The 20,911-nt window shown below is 64.5% G+C and carries 20 protein-coding genes and 1 tRNA gene; 11 read left to right on the plus strand and 10 right to left on the minus strand.

Annotated features, from left to right (window positions below; all coding sequences use genetic code 11):
• The first annotated feature begins 37 nt into the window (after positions 1 to 37).
• The 3 genes from AC72UB_RS02855 (at position 38) to AC72UB_RS02865 (ending at position 2,972) form a co-directional block, all read left to right on the plus strand.
• Positions 38 to 568: a DUF1697 domain-containing protein gene (locus AC72UB_RS02855; protein ID WP_505188431.1), complete on the plus strand. Its 531-nt coding sequence runs from the start codon at positions 38 to 40 to the stop codon at positions 566 to 568.
• A gap of 131 nt (positions 569 to 699) precedes the next feature.
• Positions 700 to 1,506, plus strand: coding sequence for an MBL fold metallo-hydrolase (locus AC72UB_RS02860; RefSeq protein WP_505188432.1), 807 nt, complete (start codon positions 700 to 702; stop codon positions 1,504 to 1,506).
• Positions 1,507 to 1,559: 53 nt separating this feature from the next.
• On the plus strand, positions 1,560 to 2,972 hold the full coding sequence (locus tag AC72UB_RS02865) for an FAD-binding oxidoreductase (protein ID WP_505188433.1): 1,413 nt from the start codon (positions 1,560 to 1,562) through the stop codon (positions 2,970 to 2,972).
• A 126-nt stretch (positions 2,973 to 3,098) separates the two neighbouring features.
• On the opposite strand, the gene AC72UB_RS02870 is transcribed toward AC72UB_RS02865, so the two are convergent.
• The 5 genes from AC72UB_RS02870 to AC72UB_RS02890 form a co-directional block, all read right to left on the minus strand.
• The gene (locus AC72UB_RS02870) at positions 3,099 to 3,608 is read right to left on the minus strand and encodes a DUF2478 domain-containing protein (protein WP_505188434.1); all 510 of its coding nucleotides are present in this window, start codon (positions 3,606 to 3,608) and stop codon (positions 3,099 to 3,101) included.
• Positions 3,609 to 3,665: 57 nt separating this feature from the next.
• Positions 3,666 to 4,838: a cytochrome P450 gene (locus AC72UB_RS02875; RefSeq protein ID WP_505188435.1), complete on the minus strand. Its 1,173-nt coding sequence runs from the start codon at positions 4,836 to 4,838 to the stop codon at positions 3,666 to 3,668.
• 105 nt (positions 4,839 to 4,943) lie between these two features.
• Positions 4,944 to 5,417 carry a DUF2948 family protein gene (locus AC72UB_RS02880; RefSeq protein ID WP_505188436.1) on the minus strand — a complete coding sequence of 158 codons (474 nt, stop codon included), beginning with the start codon at positions 5,415 to 5,417 and terminating at the stop codon, positions 4,944 to 4,946.
• A complete protein-coding gene (gene murA / locus AC72UB_RS02885) occupies positions 5,414 to 6,682 on the minus strand; it encodes a UDP-N-acetylglucosamine 1-carboxyvinyltransferase (RefSeq protein WP_463289867.1) in 1,269 nt (422 codons plus the stop codon). The genes AC72UB_RS02880 and murA overlap by 4 nt, the downstream gene beginning before the upstream one ends.
• Positions 6,683 to 6,856: a hypothetical protein gene (locus AC72UB_RS02890; protein ID WP_505188853.1), complete on the minus strand. Its 174-nt coding sequence runs from the start codon at positions 6,854 to 6,856 to the stop codon at positions 6,683 to 6,685.
• A gap of 120 nt (positions 6,857 to 6,976) precedes the next feature.
• Here AC72UB_RS02890 and AC72UB_RS02895 point away from each other — a divergent pair.
• Positions 6,977 to 7,051: transfer RNA gene (locus AC72UB_RS02895), tRNA-Thr, on the plus strand.
• Between the two features lie 87 nt (positions 7,052 to 7,138).
• Here AC72UB_RS02895 and hemE read toward each other — a convergent pair.
• A complete protein-coding gene (gene hemE / locus AC72UB_RS02900) occupies positions 7,139 to 8,167 on the minus strand; it encodes a uroporphyrinogen decarboxylase (RefSeq protein WP_505188437.1) in 1,029 nt (342 codons plus the stop codon).
• A gap of 97 nt (positions 8,168 to 8,264) precedes the next feature.
• On the opposite strand from hemE, the gene hemC reads away from it, so the two are divergent.
• The gene (gene hemC, locus AC72UB_RS02905) at positions 8,265 to 9,203 is read left to right on the plus strand and encodes a hydroxymethylbilane synthase (protein ID WP_505188438.1); all 939 of its coding nucleotides are present in this window, start codon (positions 8,265 to 8,267) and stop codon (positions 9,201 to 9,203) included.
• A 3-nt stretch (positions 9,204 to 9,206) separates the two neighbouring features.
• On the opposite strand, the gene AC72UB_RS02910 is transcribed toward hemC, so the two are convergent.
• From AC72UB_RS02910 to AC72UB_RS02920, 3 genes are all read right to left on the minus strand, one after another.
• Positions 9,207 to 10,412: an MFS transporter gene (locus AC72UB_RS02910; protein ID WP_505188439.1), complete on the minus strand. Its 1,206-nt coding sequence runs from the start codon at positions 10,410 to 10,412 to the stop codon at positions 9,207 to 9,209.
• Between the two features lie 9 nt (positions 10,413 to 10,421).
• Complete coding sequence (locus tag AC72UB_RS02915) at positions 10,422 to 11,846, minus strand: FAD-binding oxidoreductase (RefSeq protein WP_505188440.1); 1,425 nt, start codon at positions 11,844 to 11,846, stop codon at positions 10,422 to 10,424.
• A gap of 144 nt (positions 11,847 to 11,990) precedes the next feature.
• A complete protein-coding gene (locus AC72UB_RS02920) occupies positions 11,991 to 12,686 on the minus strand; it encodes an arylesterase (RefSeq protein WP_505188441.1) in 696 nt (231 codons plus the stop codon).
• Here AC72UB_RS02920 and AC72UB_RS02925 point away from each other — a divergent pair.
• The 3 genes from AC72UB_RS02925 (at position 12,685) to AC72UB_RS02935 (ending at position 16,525) form a co-directional block, all read left to right on the plus strand.
• A complete protein-coding gene (locus tag AC72UB_RS02925; protein ID WP_505188442.1) occupies positions 12,685 to 13,365 on the plus strand; it encodes an ABC transporter ATP-binding protein in 681 nt (226 codons plus the stop codon). The genes AC72UB_RS02920 and AC72UB_RS02925 overlap by 2 nt on opposite strands.
• On the plus strand, positions 13,362 to 15,872 hold the full coding sequence (locus AC72UB_RS02930; RefSeq protein ID WP_505188443.1) for an ABC transporter permease: 2,511 nt from the start codon (positions 13,362 to 13,364) through the stop codon (positions 15,870 to 15,872). The genes AC72UB_RS02925 and AC72UB_RS02930 overlap by 4 nt, the downstream gene beginning before the upstream one ends.
• 119 nt (positions 15,873 to 15,991) lie before the next feature.
• Positions 15,992 to 16,525, plus strand: a complete 534-nt coding sequence (locus tag AC72UB_RS02935) for a hypothetical protein (protein ID WP_505188444.1) — start codon at positions 15,992 to 15,994, stop codon at positions 16,523 to 16,525.
• Positions 16,526 to 16,590: 65 nt separating this feature from the next.
• Here the strand turns inward: AC72UB_RS02935 and AC72UB_RS02940 are convergent, their stop codons facing one another.
• Positions 16,591 to 17,370: a hormone-sensitive lipase gene (locus AC72UB_RS02940; protein ID WP_505188445.1), complete on the minus strand. Its 780-nt coding sequence runs from the start codon at positions 17,368 to 17,370 to the stop codon at positions 16,591 to 16,593.
• A gap of 108 nt (positions 17,371 to 17,478) precedes the next feature.
• On the opposite strand from AC72UB_RS02940, the gene AC72UB_RS02945 reads away from it, so the two are divergent.
• The 3 genes from AC72UB_RS02945 (at position 17,479) to AC72UB_RS02955 (ending at position 20,900) form a co-directional block, all read left to right on the plus strand.
• Entirely contained in the window at positions 17,479 to 18,957 is a 1,479-nt protein-coding gene (locus AC72UB_RS02945; protein ID WP_505188446.1) for an NAD-dependent succinate-semialdehyde dehydrogenase, read from the plus strand.
• Positions 18,958 to 19,047: 90 nt separating this feature from the next.
• Complete coding sequence (locus AC72UB_RS02950) at positions 19,048 to 19,776, plus strand: SDR family NAD(P)-dependent oxidoreductase (protein ID WP_505188447.1); 729 nt, start codon at positions 19,048 to 19,050, stop codon at positions 19,774 to 19,776.
• Positions 19,773 to 20,900, plus strand: a complete 1,128-nt coding sequence (locus AC72UB_RS02955) for an aminotransferase class I/II-fold pyridoxal phosphate-dependent enzyme (protein WP_505188448.1) — start codon at positions 19,773 to 19,775, stop codon at positions 20,898 to 20,900. The genes AC72UB_RS02950 and AC72UB_RS02955 overlap by 4 nt, the downstream gene beginning before the upstream one ends.
• The last annotated feature ends 11 nt before the right edge of the window (positions 20,901 to 20,911 follow it).

A 20,911-nucleotide genomic window follows, 5' to 3' on the forward strand; every position in this document is an offset into this window, starting at 1 on the left:
CCGGACAGGCCCATGTGGCAGCCGACGGGAACTTCTCATGATCAAGGTGCTTCTGCTCAGGGGCGTCAATGTGGCAGGCGCCAATCGGCTGCCCATGCCGGAATTCCGCGCGCTCTTGGAAGAGCTGGGGCTGCGCGGCGTCGATACCCATCTGCAAAGTGGCAATGCGGTGTTTGACGATCCGGGCGTTGCGGATTTGGAGGCCAAGATGGCCACCGCCATGCGCCAACGCTTTGGTTTCGCCCCGGCGCAGATTTATCTGGATGCGGCAACCCATGCAGCGATTGTGGCGGCGTGCCCCTACAAGGCTGAAGCGCTGGCGGATGCAACGGCGGTGCATGTGTGGTATCTGGCGGCCCCCGCCAAACCCGACCAGACCGCTCTGCGCGCCGTGGCAACGACCGAGCGCTTTACCCTGACCGACCACGCGCTTTACCTGCACGCGCCGGGGGGCATCGGCCGATCAGCGCTTGTCGACCGTCTGGAGCGTGCCTTGGGCGTGCCCTGCACGGCGCGCAACTGGCGGTCTGTGCAGGCGATTGCCGCCTTGTTGAAGGCTGCGGCCTGACGGATCAAAGTAAGAGGGGGGTTTCACACCCCCGCGCGGGCCTAAGAAGGCCCGCGCCCCCCCGTGGAGTATTTTTACCAAGATGAAGCCAAATTTGATGTAAACTTTCTGCATCTGTGCGGGAGGTGGTCATGCTGCGGTTGGCGATATTTGTGTTCTTGGTCCATGCCGGCGTGGCCTTGGCCGAAGGTCGCCGCGATTCGGCCTGTCTGGCGATGTCAGAGGGTGAGGCGCGGGTGATCCCTGCGGCCTTTGGCGCGCCGTTGGAGGCCGAGACGGTTCGGATCCGGTTTTTGGGCCATGCGTCCTTTGCACTGGAGACAGCGGGCGGCACGCTCGCGGTGACGGATTATACCGGCTATATCGGCAATCCGGATGTAGTGCCCGATGTGGTCACGATGAACATCGCCCATGACACCCATTTCACCGACGCGCCCGATCCACGGATCCCCTTGGTCTTGCGCGGTTGGGGGGATATTGGCCAGCCCGCACAGATCGACGAGGAGTTGGGCGATCTGCGGGTGCGCAACGTGACCTCGGATCTGCGCGGGCCCTTTGGCGAGGGCGGGCGCAAGGACGGCAATTCGATCTTTATCTTCGAGGCCGCGGGGCTCTGCATCGGGCATTTGGGGCATTTGCATCAGGTTCTGTCGGATGCCCAGCACGCGGCCATTGGCCGGTTGGATGTGGTGATGGTGCCGGTGGATGGTGGCTTTACTATGGACCCTGACAGCATGGCCAAGGTGGTCACGCGCTTTCGCGCCCGGTTGGTCTTGCCGATGCATTGGTTTTCCGCCGATGGGCTGGTGTCCTTTATCAAGCGCATGCAGCCTGCCTTTGAGGTGGAGATTGTCAGCGGGCCAGAGGTGGAGGTCTCGCTTGAAAGCCTACCGCGACGGCCGACGATCCTGGTGCTGGAGCCCGCGCTGATCCCGTGACGGGGTTTATTCCGGCCTGCCTGCAGGTTAGGAAGGCTGCAGAGGTGCCCGCCATGTTGAACCCCGCTGATCCTGTCTTTCTGGCTGATCTGGCCGCGCAAGTGCCGGAAGGCTGTTTGCGCCAACCCGAACCGCGCGATCTGGAAGAGCCGCGCGGGCGATGGCAGGGCATGGCAGGGGCGGTGGCACGGCCCCGCAGCACGGCGGAAGTGGCTGAGATCGTGCGTATCTGTGCCGCAGCACGTGTCGGCATTGTGCCGATGGGCGGCGGCACGGGGCTTGTGGGCGGACAGATCATGGAGCGGGGGACAGTGCCCCTGATCTTATCGCTGGAACGGATGGCGGCGCTGCGCGCGGCCTATCCGTCTGAGAATGCTTTGGTCGTGGAGGCCGGGATGGTGGTGGCCACTGCCCAAGCGGAGGCTGAGAAGATTGACCGGCTGTTTCCCTTGTCGCTGGCCTCGGAAGGCTCGGCGCGGGTGGGGGGGGTGTTGGCCACCAATGCCGGTGGGGTGAACGTGCTGCGCTATGGCAATGCGCGCGATCTGTGTCTGGGGATCGAGGCGGTTTTACCCGATGGAAGCGTGCTGCACGGGCTGAAGCGGCTGCGCAAGGACAACACCGGCTATGACCTGCGGCATCTGCTCATTGGGGCGGAAGGGACGCTGGGCATTATCACCGCCGCCGCCTTGCGGCTGTTTCCGCGCCCAGCCAGCGAGGCTACCGCGCTTTTGGCGGTGCCGTCTCCTGAAGGTGCGTTGAAGCTGTTGGCGATGGCCGAGGCCCGCGCTTCGGGGATGATTTCGGCCTTTGAGATCATTCATCGGCAGGGGCTGGAGTTTTTGGCCGAGCATATGCCCGAGGTGGGGGTGCCGTTGCAGCCCTTGCCCGAATGGTCGGTTCTGGTGGAGTTGGGCCTGCCTGCGGGGTTTGAAAATGCCGAGGCGCTGATGGCGGGGCTGTTGGACGAGGCGATGACGGCGGGGCTGGTGGGCGATGGGGTTGTGGCCCATTCGGCCGCGCAGGCCGCCGGGCTGTGGCGCATTCGTGAAAGCCTGCCTTGGGCCAATCGCAAGGTGGGGGCGGTGTCGAACCACGACATCTCGTTGCCCTTGTCGGAAGTGCCGGTCTTTATTCCGCGTGCGACCAAGGCGCTGGCGGCACTGGGCGATTTCCGGATCAACTGCTTTGGCCATCTGGGCGACGGCAACCTGCATTTCAACGTCTTTCCCGCGCGGGGGCGGATGAAAGAAGAGTATCAGGCCCTGCGCGGTCCAATCAAAGAAACGGTGCACGATCTGGTCAATGAGATGGGCGGGTCGGTGTCGGCCGAGCATGGGATTGGGCGGCTGAAGGTTGCGGATTTGCAGCGCTATGGCGATCCGGCCAAGCTGGCCGCGATGCGGGCGATCAAGGCGGCGCTTGATCCGGCGGGCATCATGAACCCCGGCGCGGTGTTGGGCTGAAACGATCAGCCCCGCCGGTTCGGGACCGACGGGGCCTTGGGGTGTGGTTGGGTACGTGTTTTGCAAGCAGAACCCAGTCCACAAACGTGGACAGCCAAGGCTTAGGCCGATTCGCTGAAGATTGGGTTAACGCTGTTTGGCCGCCGCTGTGGTGGCCCAAGTCGCAACGGCGTCCGGATCGGCGGGCAGGGCCGTGGCCATGCCGTCGCAAAACCCAAGAAGGTCGGGCAGGTTCAGTGCGTTGACCCCGACCAGCACCGCCATGTCGCGCGCGAGCGCCTCGGCGATCAGGGGAACATAGCCACGGCCCTGCGCCTCAAGCTTGCCGAATTTGTTGACCACCAGCACCTCGGCCCCGGTCATGCGGTCGGCCACCTCGACCACCGCCTCTTCCAACGCGCCGCTGTCCAGACGGCAGCCCCGCGCGGCCTCACCCCGGTCTTGATTGATGCGGAACACCGGGCCATTGGGCAGCACCGTCAGTTCCATATCGCACAGGCTGCGGTCGGCGCGCGGCACATCGATTTGCACGGTGCCCGAAAGCCGCAGGCCGGTGGCGCGCAGGCGCGCGACCGTCTCGGCGATCAGCGCATCGGTTGCGCCGCGACCGGGCAAGGTGACATAGGCGATGGGCATGGGCGTCCTGTGGCAAGGTCCGGCGCAGTTATGCCGGGTTTGCGCGCCCCTGCAAGGCTAGAGTGCCACGCGGCAATGGGTGGGGGCACGAAACTCCCAGCCGCGAAACTCGGGCGGGTCGTCTGCGAAGGTCAGATGCGGGTAGGCGTCCAAGAGCACGCGCATCGCAACGTCGATCTGGGCCTTGGCGAACCACTTTCCGGCGCAGAAATGCGCGCCTTGGCCAAAGGACATATGGGCCTTTTGCGGGCGGAAGATGTCGAAGGCATCGGCGTTGTCCCAGCGCGTCTCATCCCGGTTGGCCGAAGCGAAGATGCAAGACACCGGGGTGCCTTCGGGCACGTCTATCCCGTTTACCTCTGTGTCACGCGTGGCGGTGCGCATCATGGTGCCGATGGGCGCAATCCAGCGCAGCGCCTCGTCAATTGCCTGAGGCAACAGGCCATTCACGTCAGCACGCAGTGCGGCGAATTGGTCTGGGTGCTGCATCAGGCCGACAAGCAGGTTCGCCGCGCCGTGCCCCGGTTCCTGCATGCCGCCCAGCAGCGTGATCTTGACCGAGGGCAGGATCATCTCTGGCGCGCGGGTCTGACCCGGCTCCATCCCCGAATGCAGCATATGCGACAGCGGGGAGTTGTCGGGCGTTTTGGCCAGCCGTTCCAAAAGCGGCAGGGCGATGCCCTCAATCTCGGCCACCACCTCGCGGCAGATCGCATCGCGGGCCGGGTCGCGTTCAAAGTTGATCGCACCTTGGCTCAGCCCATGAAACCAGCGGCGCAGGGTGGGGGTGTCCACCTCGGTAAAGCCAAAAGACCGCGCAAGGGCGAGCGCGGAGATCGGCTCAAAATACTCGGTCAGAAGATCATTCGATCCCGAGGCGCGAAAGGCAGCAAGCTGAGCCTCGGCGATGGGGCGCACGAGGCTATCGATGTAATCCGCCACGCGGCGCGGGCGGTAATGCGGCTCAATCCCGCCGCGCAGGGCGGCATGGGTTGGGCCTTCAGAAGTCAGCACATTTGGACGGCCAAAGGCGGCGTTGACCGGGGCCTCATCTGAAACGGCGGTGAAATCGGGGTGACGGGCGATCAGCTCGACATCAGCCCAGCGGGTGGCAAACCAGCAATTGGCCGCAGGCACTGGTGCAATCGGGTCCGTGGCGCGCAGGCGTGCGTAATGCGGGAAGGGATCGGCGTCGAGATCCTCAATCGTGATGGTTTCCGAATAGCGCATGGGGCCCCTCCGCTTTGGCATATTCCTTCACAGGTGAAGCAATCTGGCAAGGGGGGCGCTGTTCAGCCTGCTGGGCCAAGATTGACCAGGTCGGTCGCGGGTAGGTCAGTCGTGGGTGGGCGCTTTGCCCGACACAGCGCGATAGGGCCGGGTGGTGTCGCGCAGGCTGATCTCGAGCGCCTCCACCTCAAGTTCAATCGCCCCATCCCCGGCCAGAGTCAGGGTCAGGCGCCCGGGCCCTTCGGCGGGACCGGAGTAGGTCAGGGCCAGCAGCGACAAGATGGTGTCCGTCTGCCCCCGATCAATGCCCGAGCTGCGCACCGCCGTCACGGTTTCCACCGCCAAAAGGGCCTGCACCCGCTCATAAGCGCGGCGTTCCCGTTCCGCTGCCTCGCGGTCCTCCCAGCGAAAGCGGTTCAGAAGAATCGCAAAGCGGCGGCGCGGGCGGGCATAGGTCATTTCCGTGATGGGAAAGACCGCATCCTGCACAAGGGCGGCCAGCACCGGCAGATCATCCGGCGCAAGCGCCATCAGCCGCAGCGGGGCCTCGTCGCCATCTTCGAACCGGGCGTCGGTCATCCGGCGATCCGTTCGATCTGTGCGCCGCAGGCGCGCAGCTTTTCCTCAACCCGTTCATAGCCGCGATCCAGGTGGTAGACACGGCTGACCACGGTTTCGCCTTCGGCGGCAAGGGCTGCAAGGATCAGACTGACCGAGGCGCGCAGATCGGTCGCCATAACGCGCGCACCTTTCAGTTTCTTCACCCCGGTCACCGTTGCCGTGCCGCCATGCACCTCGATCTTTGCGCCCATGCGCGTCAATTCCGGCGCATGCATGAAGCGGTTTTCAAAGATCTTTTCTTCCAGCACCGAGGTGCCTTCGGCGGTGCAAAGCATGGCCATCATTTGCGCCTGAAGATCGGTGGGGAAACCGGGGAAGGGTTCGGTCACAACATCCACCGCGCGCACGCGGTCACCCCGGCGCTTGACCTTCAGACCACGGGCGGTTTCCGTCACCTCCACCCCTGCCGCGTCAAGTTTCTCGGCAAAAGCCCCGACCAGATCCAACCGGCCGCCCAGACATTCCACCTCGCCCCCGGCAATCGCGGGCACCAGCATATAGGTGCCAAGTTCGATCCGGTCGGTCACCACCGGATGGGTCGCGCCATGCAAGCGGTCAACGCCCTGCACGGTGATGGTGCTGGTGCCTTCGCCCTCAATCTGAGCGCCCATCTTCCGCAGACAATGCGCCAGATCGACGATCTCTGGCTCGCGCGCGGCGTTCTTCAAGACGGTGGTGCCTTTGGCCAAGGTGGCGGCCATCAGCGCGTTCTCGGTCGCGCCGACCGAAACAAAGGGAAACTCGACGACCGCGCCCTTCAGCCGCCCGCCGGGCGCCTTGGCATGAACATAGCCCTCACGCAGGTCTAACTCGGCCCCCATCGCCTCCAAAGCCTTAAGATGCAGATCGACCGGGCGCGCCCCAATGGCACAACCGCCGGGCAAAGAGACAATGGCATGGCCATCCCGTGCCAGCATGGGACCAAGAACCAGGATCGAGGCGCGCATTTTGCGCACAATGTCATAATCGGCGGTGTGGTTGGTAATGGCATGCGAGGACATGGCCAGCACCTGACCATCCTGCAACGACGCGACCTCAGCCCCCAAAGACCCCAAAAGCTGGGTCATGGTGCGAATATCCGACAGGCGCGGGGCATTGGTCAGCGTGAGCGGCTCATCGCTGAGCAGGGTTGCGGGCATCAGCGTGAGGCAGGCGTTCTTCGCCCCGGCGATCGGAATCACCCCCTTCAGCGCGCCATTGCCCTTCACCAGAATCGAATCCATCTACTCGTCCTCTTGATCGTTGTGCCTCTGGGCCGTGGCCCGCGTTTTCGCCTGCACCTTACGCCGGGCCATATTGGCCTTGAGCGCGGCTTTCAACCGGTCATCGCGGCTTTTCGCCTGCGCCGTGCCGGGTTTGGTCGTGGAAGGTTTGCCGGGGTTGTCTTGCATGGCCATCTGCATAGCGCAGCGGGCAAAAACCGTCCAGAAGGGATGCGAAAAGCCTCTTGCGCCCCCCCGAATTTGCGTCTAATCACCCGCCACGCCCGGCAGGACACCCCGCCGACGCGCCCCGGCGCTGCAGTAGCTCAGTGGTAGAGCACTCCCTTGGTAAGGGAGAGGTCGAGAGTTCAATCCTCTCTTGCAGCACCATAAATCTCCAAATGTAATAGATCACCCGCCGCTTGATGAAGCGGATGTCTGGTTTTGCGCCTTTCCAAATACTCACCTTTGCGCCGGTTACCCCCGGCGCACGGTGTCGATCATGAGGGAGACGTTGTCGGGGTTGGCATCGGGGGTGATGCCGTGGCCAAGGTTGAAGATATGCGGCCCACCCTTGAAGGCATCGACCACCCGGCGGGTGGCGTCGATCAGGGCTTGGCCGCCCGTGACCATATGTTCGGGCGCAAGGTTGCCCTGCACGCAGCCTGAGATCTGAACATGTTCCGCCGCCCATTCCGGTGACACCGAATTGTCCAGCGCCACGCAATCCGCCCCCGTGGCTTTGGCGAATCCGATGTAGCCCGCCCCTGCCTCGCGCGGGAAGGCGATGATCGGCAGGCCGGGGTGGCGGGATTTCAGTTCTGCAATGATCCGCGCGGCCGGTTTCACAGCGAAGTCGGTGAAATCCGCTCCCTTCAGCGACCCGGCCCAAGAATCAAACAGCTTCACCACCTCGGCCCCGGCGGTTACCTGCCCAGACAGGTAATCAATCGTCGCCTCGGTGATCACATCGATCAGCGCCGAGAATGTCGCCCGATCTGCGGCCTTGAGGGCGTGGGCCGGGCCCTGATCCTTGGTGCCCCGTCCGGCGATCATATAGGTCGCCACCGTCCACGGCGCGCCGGCAAAGCCGATGAGCGCGGTTTCCTTGGGCAATTCGCGGGCCAGAATCCGGACGGTTTCATAGATCGGGCCGAGCGTGTCGTGGATCGCGTCCTTCGGCTTCAGCGCCTTCACACCCGCCATCGTGGTGATGGTGGACAAGCGCGGCCCCTCGCCGGTTTCAAACCAAAGATCCGCGCCAAGTGCCTGTGGAAGCAGGAGAATATCGGCAAAGAGGATCGCTGCATCAAAGCCATAGCGGCGGATCGGCTGCAAGGTGACCTCGGCGGCGAGATCGGAGTTGTAGCACAGCTTGAGGAAATCCCCCGCTTCGGCCCGCGTCGCGCGATACTCGGGCAAATAGCGCCCCGCTTGCCGCATCATCCAGATAGGTGGGGTCGGCAATGTCTCGCCGCCAAGGGCGCGCAAAAGAAGTTTGGTCATGGGGGCCTCCGTCGTTCCCTCTGCCTTGCCTGCCTGCGTGCGCATGTCAAGAAGCGGGCGGTTGAAAGGCGGAACGGTCGCGGGTAAGTCTTGGCGCATGACTCATGATCTTCCCTCACCCGACCGCCCCTTGAACATTGGCACACGCGGCTCTCCGCTGGCTTTGGCGCAAGCGCATGAGACGCGCGCGCGCCTTGCGGCGGCCTTTGCCCTGCCGCTCGAGGCCTTTGAAATCGTTGTCATCAAGGTGACAGGCGACCAGATTCTAGACCGCGCCTTGAAAGAGATCGGCGGCAAGGGCCTGTTCACCCGCGAGATTGAAGAGGCGCTTTTGGCGGGCAGCATCGATATCGCCGTGCATTCGATGAAGGATATGCCAACACTGCAGCCCGAGGGACTGGTGCTGGATTGCTATCTGCCACGCGAAGATGTGCGCGATGCCTTTGTCAGCCCCGGTGTGGCGCGGCTGATGGATTTGCCGCAGGGCGCGGTGGTGGGGTCGTCGTCCTTGCGGCGGCGGGCGCAATTGGCGCATCGCCGGCCCGATCTGCAATTGGTGGAGTTCCGGGGCAATGTGCAGACCCGGATGAAGAAACTGGCCGATGGCGTGGCGGCGGCGACCTTCTTGGCGATGGCCGGGCTGAACCGGCTCGGGCTGTCGGATGTCGCGCGCTCGGCGATTGACCCCGAAGAGATGCTGCCAGCTGTCGCCCAAGGGGCGATTGGCATTGAGCGGCGGGTGGATGATGCGCGGGTGGCCTCGATGCTTGCCGCCATTCATCATCATGAGACCGGGCTGCGCCTCGCGGCGGAGCGCAGCTTCCTCCTGCGGCTGGATGGGTCGTGCGAGACGCCGATCGCGGGCCTAGCGCTGGTGGACGGGGATAGCCTGTGGCTGCGCGGCGAGGTGTTGCGCCCCGATGGCACCCAAGTGATCACCGGAGAGCGTCGCGGCGCGGCGGCAGATGGCGTGGCCATGGGCACCGATCTGGCGGCCGAGCTTCTGGGCCGCGCGGGGCCGGGCTTTTTAGACTGACGCTTAGGCGCGGCGGTCGGCAATCCACAGCGCCATGGCCCCGGCCATTGCAAGCCCCCCGCCCAAAAGTGCTGCGGTGGTATAGCCGCCAAGGGCTGTGCCAAGCGCAAAGCTGGTGGCGGCCAGAAGATCGCCCGCCAGCCGTTGCAGCGCCATAAGGGCCGCGGCGGTGCCGGGACGACCCTCCATGAACTGCTGCCAATAGCCGATGGGCAGCGTCAGAATCGGGGCGGCCCCGAGGCCCGCGAGCACGGGCAGCGCCCAGAGCCAACTGCCGTTGGGAAACAGCGCCAGTAGCGTGACGAACCCCGCGTATATCAGCGCGCCGCCCATGATCAACGTCTGGCGCGACAGGATGCGTTGCAGCCGTGGCAGGGCCAGCATGAAGGGCACCTCGAACCCCGCAACCAGCCCGACCATCAGCGCCACATCCGAGGTTTGCCGCTCTGGCGTGGCCGAAAAGATCAAGGGCGTCAGGATGATGTACAGCATCGGCAAGCCGCCGATGGCCCCCATCGCCAAAAGCCGAAATGCAATCGCCGGGCGGGACAGTTCGACAAGGGCGGCGCGCAGGTTCAGGCCAAGCGGGCGGTCCTGCCAAGGCTCGGTCCCTTTCCGAGGCCAGCCGCGCCAGATCAGTGCGAACAAAAGCACGGCGGCAAGTGTGGCCGTGACATAGACCGCCATCACATCAAACCCGCCCCGGCGCTCGCCCGTCCCAAGGCCCCAAGTCCAGAACAGAAGCGTCAGCAAAAACACCGCCGAGACCACGGCGCGCACCGTGGCTTGCAGCGCATCCCGCTGGGCGGGGTGGTTCTGCGTGGCCAGATTGTTCAGCGCAAAGATCTGCCCGAAAATCGCCGTGCCCATCGGGATCAGCACGCCATGGGCGATCAACATCACGCCCGGTAGTGGGGCCAGCACCATCAGCCCGGTGCCGATCACCGTTGCCCCCACCGTCATCAGCGCGATCAGGCGACGGTTGCCGATCTGGTCGGCCAGAATTCCAAACAGCACCGAGGCCGCCACCGCCGCGCCAGAGGCCAGCGCCAGCACAAGGGCCAGCGTGGCATCCGAAATCCCCACCCGTTCGACCGCGATCAGCGACAGAAAGGGGTAGATGCAGGCATTCACCGCCCCATAAAGCCCCGCCATGGCGGCAATGGCGCGAAACAAAGGGTCGCGCAGGATGAGCGATAAGGCGGTCATAGGGCGGGGTTACTCGGGAATGATCTTGCCGGGGTTCATCCGGTTGCCCGGATCAACGGCAGCCTTGACCGCGCGCATGATGTCCAAAGCCACCGGGTCTTTCCGCCGCTTCATCGAGGGTTTTTTCGACAGGCCCACCCCATGTTCGGCACTGAAGGAACCGCCCAGGGCCTGTACTTCATCCTCCACCGTCTCGATCACGGCATCGGACAGGGCGGCGTCATCGTGGGTGGGGTAGACGGTGAAATGGATGTTGCCGTCACCGAGATGCGCGATGTGCAGCGTCTCGGCCCCGGGGTCGAGCGCGGGCAGGCGGGCATGGATGCGGTCCAGAACCTCGGCCACTTTGTCCAAGGGCAGGCAGATATCGGTGTCGATGGTGGGCTGGCGTGCGACCGTGATTTCGGCGGCCAACTCGCGGCGCTGCCACATGGCGCGGCGCTGCGCCTCGGTCTGGGCAATCTCGGCGTCAAGGATCGCGCCGGTTTCCATGAGTGCGGCAAGGGTGTCTTGCAAAAGGCTGGTCAGCGGCACATCGCCTGCGGCATCCGCCATTGTGTCGCGGGGCGCTGTGGCGGCGATTTCGACAAGGATATTGGTGTCATAGCGTTTGCCGCCAAAGGGCAGCGATACATCGGGCCGGGCCTCGGACAGGCGGCGCATATAGCTGGCGGGCATCAGCTCAAATGCCTCCACCAGACCGCCCGTTGCCTCGCGCAGTTGGTTCAAAAGCACCAAGGCATCGGGCAAGCTGCGCACGGCTAAGGTCGCGGTGGCATAGGCGCGGGGGCGGGGGACGAGTTTCATCACCGCCGCCGTAATGACGCCAAGCGTGCCTTCAGCGCCGATGAACATCTGCTTCAGGTCATAGCCAGAGTTGTCCTTGTGGAGTTCCGACATCAGGTTCAGCACGCGCCCATCGGCCAAAACCACCTCCAGACCCAAGCACAAGGCGCGGGTGGAGCCATAGCGCAGCACGTTCGACCCGCCCGCGTTGGTGGACAAAACCCCGCCGATCATGGCAGAGCCCCGCGCGCCGAACCACAGCGGGAAGTAAAGGTTCGCGGCCTCAGCCGCCTCATGCAGACGGTCCAGCACGACGCCGGCCTCAACAATCGCAATCCGCGCATCGGCCCGGATTTCTCGGATGCAGTTCAGCCGCTCGACCGAGATCATCAGCCCGCCATCGGTGTAGGCGCCACCGACCAACCCGGTCAGGCCCGACACCGGCACCACGGGCACGCCGTGGCGGGCAGCGATGCGCAGGGTTTCGGCCACTTGGGCGGTATCTGCGGGCCTGGCGACGGCGCAGGGGTTGGATGGGTAATGTTGCGTCCACTCATGGCGGTATCTCGCCAGATCGTCGCCTGTCAGCACATGATTGGCCCCAAGGGCGCCCGTCAAATCAGCAATCAGATCGGCAATTAGGGTCATCATCGGGCCTGTCGCGTTATGGTGAACCAGTGTTCTGCCAATCGCCCGCGCTCTTCAAGCCCCCCATGCTCTTCAAGACCTTGGGGCCTGCCCCAAGGTCATTCATCGCGGCACCTCGCGAAGATCCCTGAAAGCGGCAGGCTTTCAGGGACGATGAGCGGCCAGAAACGCCTGCAGCGCTGGGCCAAGGTCGGCGACGATCTTGGCCACGCCTTCGGCATTGGGGTGAATACCATCCTCGAGCATAAAGGGCCGCATCGCGGCGGGGTCCGAGTTGCCCTCGGTCATGCCTTGGAAGAAAAACGGGTAAAGCGTCGCGCCAAACTCAGCCGCAAGATCGGCATAGATCGCATCAAAGGCGGCCTTGTATTCGGCCCCGTAATTCCCCGGCGCCTCCATGCCGACCAGAAACACCGGCAGTCCCTTGGCCTTGGCACCCTCAAGGATCGCCGACAGGTTCGCCCGCGCCTCCTCGGGCGGCAGACCGCGCAGCATGTCATTGCCGCCCAACGTCACCATCAGCGCATCCGTTTCGGGCGTCAAAGACCAGTCGAGCCGCGACAGCCCCCCCGCCGTGGTATCGCCCGAGACGCCTGCATTCACCACTGTCACCTCGGCCCCTTGCGCGGTCAGCCAGCTTTGCAGTTGCGGCACAAGGCCCTGATCCGGCGGCAGGCCATAGCCTGCGGTCAGGCTGTCACCCAAGGCGACAAGCGTGACGGGTTCGGCCTGCGCCGGAAGGGCCAGGACGGACAAGCTCACGAAAAAGAATGCAGTCGCGGCATTGCGGATCAGGCGCACCGGCGCATATGTGACTAAGAGCAATCGCAGGTGGATCATGTCGAATACCGTTCTGGCCTTGAAAGATGTCGGTCTGACCTTGCAGGGCAATGCCGGGCCTGTGGAGATACTTAAGGGTATTTCGCTGAATGTCACGCAAGGCGAAAGCCTTGGGCTGGTGGGGCCGTCCGGGTCGGGCAAATCCTCGCTGCTGATGCTGATGGGCGGGCTAGAGCGGGCAACCTCGGGCCAGATTGCCGCCTTGGGGCAGGATCTGACCGGCATGGATGAAGATCAGCTTGCGCGGTTCCGTCGGGGCCGGATGGGGGTGGTGTTCCAAAGCTTTCACCTGATCCCCACGATGACCGCCTTGGAAAACGTGGCCCTCCCGATGGAGATTGCGGGGGTCGCCGATGCCTTTGACCGCGCCGAGGCCGAGCTTTCCGCCGTGGGCCTAGGCGCAAGGATGCACCATTACCCCGCCCAGATGTCGGGCGGCGAGCAGCAGCGCGTGGCCTTGGCGCGCGCCGCAGCCCCGCGCCCGGCGATCCTTTTGGCCGATGAGCCGACAGGCAACCTCGACAGCGCCAATGGCGCTGCGATCATGGATCTGATCTTTGCCCTGCGCGACCGCCACGGCGCGACGCTGGTTCTGGTGACCCATGCGCCGGAACTGGCCGCGCGCTGTGACCGGATCGTAAGGCTGGTCGATGGCCGGGTTGATGAGGCCGCGGCATGAGCCTGTCGCCCAGATTGGCATGGTCGATTGCCCGGCGCGAATTGCGCGGCGGCTTGCGCGGCTTTTGGGTGTTTCTGGCCTGCCTGTCCTTGGGCGTGGCTGCCATTGCCGCCGTGGGTACCGTGCGCGCGGCCATTCAGGCGGGCCTGACCGAGCAGGGCGCGGTCCTTTTGGGGGGCGATGCGCAGGTCGAATTCACCTACCGCTTCGCCAGCCCCGAGGAACGGGCCTATCTTGACAGCATTGCCACTGCGGTCTCGGAGGTTGTCGATTTCCGCTCGATGGCCGTCGCCGGTGAGGCGCGCGTGCTGACGCAGGTGAAGGCGGTTGACGGGGCCTATCCGCTGATTGGGGCGGTTCAGTTGGACGGCGATCTGCCGCTGGATCAGGCGCTGGCCGACCAGGGCGCGGTGATGGACCCGGTTCTGGCCGCCCAGATGGGGCTGGTGGCTGGTGACACCTTCACGCTCGGCACCGCCGAATTCACCCTGCGCGGGCTTTTGCTGCGCGAACCTGACAGCGCGACGGGCGGCTTTGCCTTGGCCCCGCGCACGCTGGTGCGGCTGGAGGATCTGGCGACTTCGGGTCTTCTGGCGCCCGGCACCCTTTATGACAGCGAATATCGCATGGTGCTGCCCACGGGCACCGATTTGGCGGCGCTGCAGGCGACCACCGAAACGGCCCTTGCCGACAGCGGTTTGCGCTGGTCCGACAGCCGCCGTGCCGCCCCGGGGGTGGAGCAGTTTGTCGAACGGATCGGGTCGTTCCTGATCCTTGTCGGGCTTGCCGGGCTCGCGGTTGGCGGGGTGGGCGTGGCATCCGCCGTGCGCGCTTATCTGGAGGGCAAGATTGCCACCATCGCCACCTTGCGCACGCTGGGGGCCGATGGCGGGCTGATCTTCACCGCCTATCTGATGCAGATTGCGGTTCTGGTGGGCCTTGGCGTCGGGCTTGGGCTTATCCTAGGCGTCGGGCTGCCCGTTGGCTTTTCAGGTCTGATCGAGGCTGCTTTGCCGTTTCAGGCCGATATCGGTCTTTATCCGCGTCCGGTGATCGAGGCCGCGTTCTATGGCGTGGTGGCGGCGTTTCTGTTCGCGCTCTGGCCCTTGGCGCAGACCGAACGGGTGCGGGCGGCGGCGCTCTATCGCGGGGGAAGTGCCGGGCAATGGCCGCGCAAACGCTATATCGCGGCGACGGTGATTCTGGCTGCGCTTTTGGTGGCGGGTGCGGTGGTGTTCTCGGGCGTGGCCTCACTGGCCTTGGGCACGGCGGGCGGTGTGGCCGGGGCGCTTTTGGTGCTGGCGCTTGCGGCTTATGGGTTGTCACGGTTGGCGCGGCGTCTGGCCCGGTCGCGGCCCCTGCGGGGGCGGGTGTCGTTGCGGTTGGCACTGGCCTCGGTCGGCGCACCGCGCGCCGAAACCGTGCAGGTCGTCATGGCGCTGGGCCTTGGTCTATCGGTGCTCGCCGCCGTCGGTCAGATCGACAGCAACCTGCGCAGCGCCATCGCGCGCGATCTGCCGCAAAAGGCACCGTCTTATTTCTTTGTCGACATCCAGCCCGACCAGATTGATCCCTTCCTTACCCAAGTCCGCGCCAATGCGGCGGTGACCGAGGTGCAGACCGCCCCAATGATGCGCGGTGTGGTGGCCCGCATCAACGGCGAGGATGCGGCAAAGGTCGCGGGCAATCACTGGGTGGTGCGCGGTGACCGGGGCATCACCTATGCCGACGCCATGCCCGAAGGCACCAAGGTGGTGGCAGGCGCATGGTGGCCCGAAGGCTATAACGGCCCGCCACAAATTTCCTTCGCAGCCGAAGAAGCCGAGGAGATGGGCCTGAAACTGGGCGATAAAATCACCGTCAACGTCCTTGGCCGCGACATCGAGGCCGAGATCACCAGCTTCCGCGAGGTGGACTTCTCCAGCGGCGGCATGGGCTTTGTGCTGACGCTGAATGCTGCCTCGGTCGCAGGCGCGCCGCACAGCCATATCGCAACGGTCTACGCCGATGCCGAGGCCGAGGCGGGCATCCTGCGCGATCTGGCCAAGGCCTTTCCCAATGTCACCGCCATTGGCGTCAAGGCCGCCATCGGCCGGGTGACCGAGGCGCTGACCGCGATTGCCCAAGCCACCACTTTGGCCGCCATGGCCACGCTGATCACCGGCTTTGTCGTGCTGATTGGTGCGGCGGCAGCGGGCGAGCGCGCGCGGGTCTATGAGGCGGCGGTGCTCAAGGTGATCGGGGCCGAACGTGGGCGCATCCTTCTCAGCTTCGCGCTGCGGTCGGTCTTGATGGGGGCGGCTGCGGGGGTCGTGGCGATCTTTGCCGGGGCCGTTGCGGGATGGGCGGTGCTGACCTTGGTTATGGACAGCGACTATGTCTTTGACGGCACGTCGGCGCTGGTCATTGTGCTGGGCGGCATCGGGGCCACGCTTTTGGCAGGGCTGGCCTTTGTCTGGCGGCCTTTGGCTGCGCGTCCGGCAGGCGTGCTGCGGGCCCAGGAATAAAGGGGGCAGCCGGGCTTTTCCGGCTTGCCGCGCGGGGGCCTTCTTGGCGATAGTCTGTTCAATGGCCTTATGAGGTTTGCCCGATGCGCCACGCCCTTTGCGCCCTTTTGCCCCTGACCATGGCTCTTGCAGCCCCGGTTCAGGCGGACACGGTTGCCGATGCGCTGGCGGCGGCCAGCGCCGCTTATGCGGCGGGCGATCTGAACACCGCCGCCGCGCAAATCGCCACCGCGGCCAGTGAGATTTCGGCGCGCCAAAGCGATCTTCTGCGCGCCCATTTCCCACCCGCGCCCGAAGGTTGGACGCGTGAGGACACGCCCGACATGGCGGAAGGCATGGCGATGATGGGCGGCGGCGCGGGGGCCGAGGCGACCTATTCCGATGCCCAAGGGATGACCGTGACGCTCTCGGCCTATGCGGACAATATGATGGTGCAAAGCTTTGTGCCCATTCTGTCAGATCCGCAGATGGTGGCGATGATGGGCAAAACGATTGAGATCAACGGGGTCGCGTTTCTCGAGCAAGACGGCCTGACGACCATGGCACTCCTCGACAACCGGGTTCTGCTGCAGGCTGTGGGCGAGGCCGCCAAGGCGCAGGCGCTCTTGGCCCAGATTGACCTTGCCGCCCTGGTGGCTTTTGACGGGCAGTAACGCGGATCTTTTTCGCAGGCGCGATGACCCGCAAGGAGTGCCCGAAGGGCTCGACGCGCGGCGGGTTAAAGACCGTCGAGACAGGCCGCCATGAGCGCCGAGTTCGGGTCTGTCAGACCGTCGATCACATCGAAATGGTGGCGACCTGCCTCCACGGTCCACGGGCAATTCCACGCTTCCGACAGGGTGCGCGCCTGCCACAGAAAGGCCGGGCGCTCTTGCCCGCCAACCCAGACATGGGCTTGCACCCCGGCCCGCAGCGCCAATCGCGCCGGGCTTTCGCGGTCTGCCTCAGCCGGGTCAATTGCCAAGGTGGCATTCATGTCGGTCTGCATCAGGGGGGCCAGATCGGCCAAGGGCGAGATCGGCACCACCCGCGCCACCGGCACCACAAGACCCGCACAGCCCATGCGCGCCGCCAGATGCCCGCCCGCAGAATGGCCCGTCACCACCACCGGCCCCGCGGCCATGGCCGAAGCCGCACGCACCGCCCCGGCAATCTCGTCCGTCATCGCCGCAATTCGCGCGTTGGGGGCGAGCGTGTAGGACGGCAACGCACAGGCCCAGCCCCGCGCCAAAGCACCGGCAGCGAGGTGCGAATAATCCTCACGACCGCAGGCCAGCCAATATCCGCCGTGGACAAACACCATCAACCCACGCGCCATGCCTTCGGGGCGAAAGAGATCAAACGCCTGCCGCGCGTCCGGTCCATAGGGAATGTTCAGCGTGGATCGCTTCGCCATCTGGTCGCAAAACGCCGCAGCCTGCGCCTGCCAACGCGCATAAAAGCTGTCTCCGTCCGGGATAAAGGCGGAATTCATGTAATCGCGGCTGAGATCGGTCATCGGGTGGCTCCAGTTGACTGCCGAATTTCAGTCCAGACCCTGCCCCGGAACTGGACTTTTTGCGCTCAAGCAGGCATTGCATGACCAGCCGAGAAATGGGAGGCCCAGATGCTCGATTCCGCAACAGACCTGCGTTCTATCCTGAAAGACCCCAGCCTGCTGGTAGAGCAGGCCTATATCGCAGGTGAATGGGTCAATGCCGCCGATGGCAAGACCTTTGCCGTAACCAACCCCGCGCGGGGTGACGTGATTGCCAATGTGGCCGACATGACCCGCGCAGATGCCAAACGCGCGATTGAGGTGGCCGACAAGGCCCGCCACGAATGGGCCGCCCGCACCGGCAAGGAGCGCGCCGCTGTCATGCGTAAGTGGTTCGATCTGATGGTCGAAAACGCCGACGATCTGGCCGCCATCCTGACCGCCGAAATGGGCAAGCCTTTGGCCGAGGCCAAGGGTGAAGTGCTTTATGGCGCGTCCTTCATCGAATGGTTTGGCGAAGAGGCCAAGCGCGTTTACGGCGAAACCATCCCCGGCCACCAGCGTGACAAGCGGATCACCGTTTTGAAGCAGCCGATCGGCGTGGCGACGTCGATCACGCCGTGGAACTTCCCCAACGCCATGATCGCCCGCAAAGTTGGCCCGGCCTTGGCCGTAGGCTGCGGCATTGTGGCCCGCCCCGCCGCTGAAACCCCGCTTTCGGCGCTGGCGATGGCCGTCTTGGCCGAACGCGCGGGCGTGCCGAAGGGTGTGTTCTCGGTCATCACCTCGTCGCGCTCCTCGGACATCGGCAAGGAATTCTGCGAAAACCCGCGCGTGCGGAAACTGACCTTCACGGGTTCCACCGAAGTGGGCCGCATCCTACTGCGTCAGGCCGCCGATCAGGTTCTGAAATGCTCGATGGAACTCGGGGGCAACGCGCCCTTCATCGTGTTTGATGATGCCGACCTTGATAAGGCGGTTGAAGGCGCGATGATCTCCAAGTTCCGCAACAACGGCCAGACCTGCGTTTGCGCCAACCGCATCTATGTGCAGGCGGGCGTCTATGATGCCTTCGCCGCCAAACTCGCGGCGGCGGTGGGCAAATTGAACGTGGGTGACGGGTTGAAGACGGGCATCACGACCGGCCCCTTGATCAACATGGACGCCGTGGAAAAGGTGCAGGAGCACATCTCGGATGTGATCTCGGGCGGCGGTAAGGTGCTGACCGGCGGCAAGACCCATTCGCTGGGTGGCACGTTCTTTGAGCCGACTGTGCTGACCGGCGTGACCAATGACATGAAGGTGGCCACCGAAGAAACCTTTGGCCCGGTGGCACCGCTCTTCAAGTTTGAGACCGAGGAAGAGGTCATTCATCTGGCCAACAACACGATCTTTGGCCTTGCCTCGTATTTCTACGCCCGCGACATCGGCCGGATCACCCGCGTTCAAGAAGCGCTGGAATACGGCATGGTTGGCGTGAACACTGGCCTGATCTCGACCGAAGTCGCGCCGTTCGGCGGTGTGAAACAGTCCGGCCTTGGCCGCGAAGGCAGCCACCATGGGATCGAGGATTACATGGAAATGAAATACGTCTGCCTCTCGATCTGATCGGATCGGCAGGGTGGAAAACGGGGCCTTCGGGCCCCGTTTGCATTTCCGATGACAAGGCTTAACCTCCGCCCAAACAGGGGGAAGACCATGACACGCATTGCTGTTGTAACCGGGGCCGCAGGCGGGATGGGCCGGGCGATTTCGGATCGGTTGATCGAGGACGGCTTGCAGGTCGTGGGCGTCGATATCGACGGCCCGGCGCTTTTGGCCATGGCCGCAGACCGTGACCGCTTTCATCCCGAGATCTGCGATCTGACCGACGCCGATGCGATTGCTGATCTTTTTGACCGCATCACCGACCGCTTTGGCGGGGTTGATGCCTTGGTCAACAATGCCGGCACCTGTTTCATGTCCGACTTCCCCAATATCCCGGCGCATGAACTGGACCGCCAAATGGCGGTCAATTTCTCGTCGGCTTTTCATTGTTGCCAACAGGCGGTCAAGGCGATGGAGGGGCGGCCGGGGGTGCGCAAGATCGTCAATATCTCGTCCAACGGGGCCTATAACTTTGATGTCTTCGATCCGCCGCATTACCGCGCGTCGAAGGCCGCGATGGACACGCTGACCAAGGATCTGGCGCGCCGCTATGCGCGCGACAAGATCGCCTGCAATTCGCTTGCACCGGCCATGACAGAAACGCCCTTGTTCAACGTGCTGACCGAAGACGTTCTGGCCCGTGCCATTTCGGCCATGCCACATGGCCATGCAATGCAGCCCGACCAGATCGCCGGATGGGTGGGGTTCCTGATCTCGCCCATGGGCGATGTGTCCTCGGGCAATGTCATCATCCTGAACCAAGGGCGGGATGTGCGGTGAAAGTCACGATTCACAAGCTCTTCGAATACTTGCTGGAAACCGCCGGCGAGGAGCCGCCGGAATGTGTCTTGGGCTTTTCGCTGTCGCAATCGCCGACCTTGGGGGATTTTTTGCCCGACCTTTCGCCCGATCTGGTCTTGGATTGGAACGGGGTCAGCTTTCAGGGCCTGCCCGCCTTACGCGAACGGGTGATCGCGCAGGCGGGGCTTGCGGGCCTGTGCAACCCTGAGGATGTGCTCATCACCGCAGGCGCGGCCGAGGCGAATTACCTGTGCTTTCGCCAGCTTTTGGCCCCGGGTGATGAGATTGTGACCGAAACCCCCGGCTGGCCGCAGGCCGCTGTGATGGCACGCGGCATCGGGGCCGATCTGCGGCTGGTCAAGCGGCGCGAGGAAAACGGCTGGCGTCTGGATCTGGACGAATTGGCGGCGGCGGTGACCGCGAAAACCAAGTTGATTTTCCTGTCGAACCCCAACAACCCCACGGGTCAGCTTCTGACCGAGGCTGAGTTGCACCGGATCGCGGCGATTGCTGACAAGGTTGGTGCTTGGCTGATCGTCGATGAGGTCTATGCCGGGCTGGAGTGGGAGGGCGCGCGGGCGCCGTCCATCGCGGGGATTTATCCGCGCGGCATCACCACGGGGTCGGTGTCCAAGGGGCTGGGTCTACAGGGCCTGCGCACCGGCTGGCTGATTTGCCGGGATCGGCAGATGGTGATGGATGCGGTGATCCTGCGGGAAAACTCGTCTGAGATCATGAATATCCTTGGCGAGCATATTGCCGAGATTGCGCTGCGACCTGATCGGCTGGGGCCCGCCTTGGCGCGGGCGCGGACCGCGGGCGCAGCGACCTTGGCGCAGTTGGACGCCTTCATCGCCAATCAGCCGCGGCTGTCATGGGTGCGGCCTCAGGCCGGGTTGATCGGCCTTGCGCGGCTAAAGGGCGAGGGGGGCGAGCCCTTTGCCCGGCGGCTTCTGGCGGCCCCTTACCGCACCTTCCTGTTGCCCGGTACCGCCTATGACGAGCCCGCCCATATCCGTCTTGGCGTGGGCGGAGGCGCTGCGGTGCGGCTGGACGAGGGCTTGGCGCGGCTGGCGGCCTGTCTGGCCGAGGGACCCGTTTAGGGCGGTTTGTC

It is taken from the genome of Allotabrizicola aquatica (SeqCode) (assembly GCF_965194375.1).
In the GTDB taxonomy this organism is placed as follows: domain Bacteria; phylum Pseudomonadota; class Alphaproteobacteria; order Rhodobacterales; family Rhodobacteraceae; genus Tabrizicola_A; species Tabrizicola_A aquatica.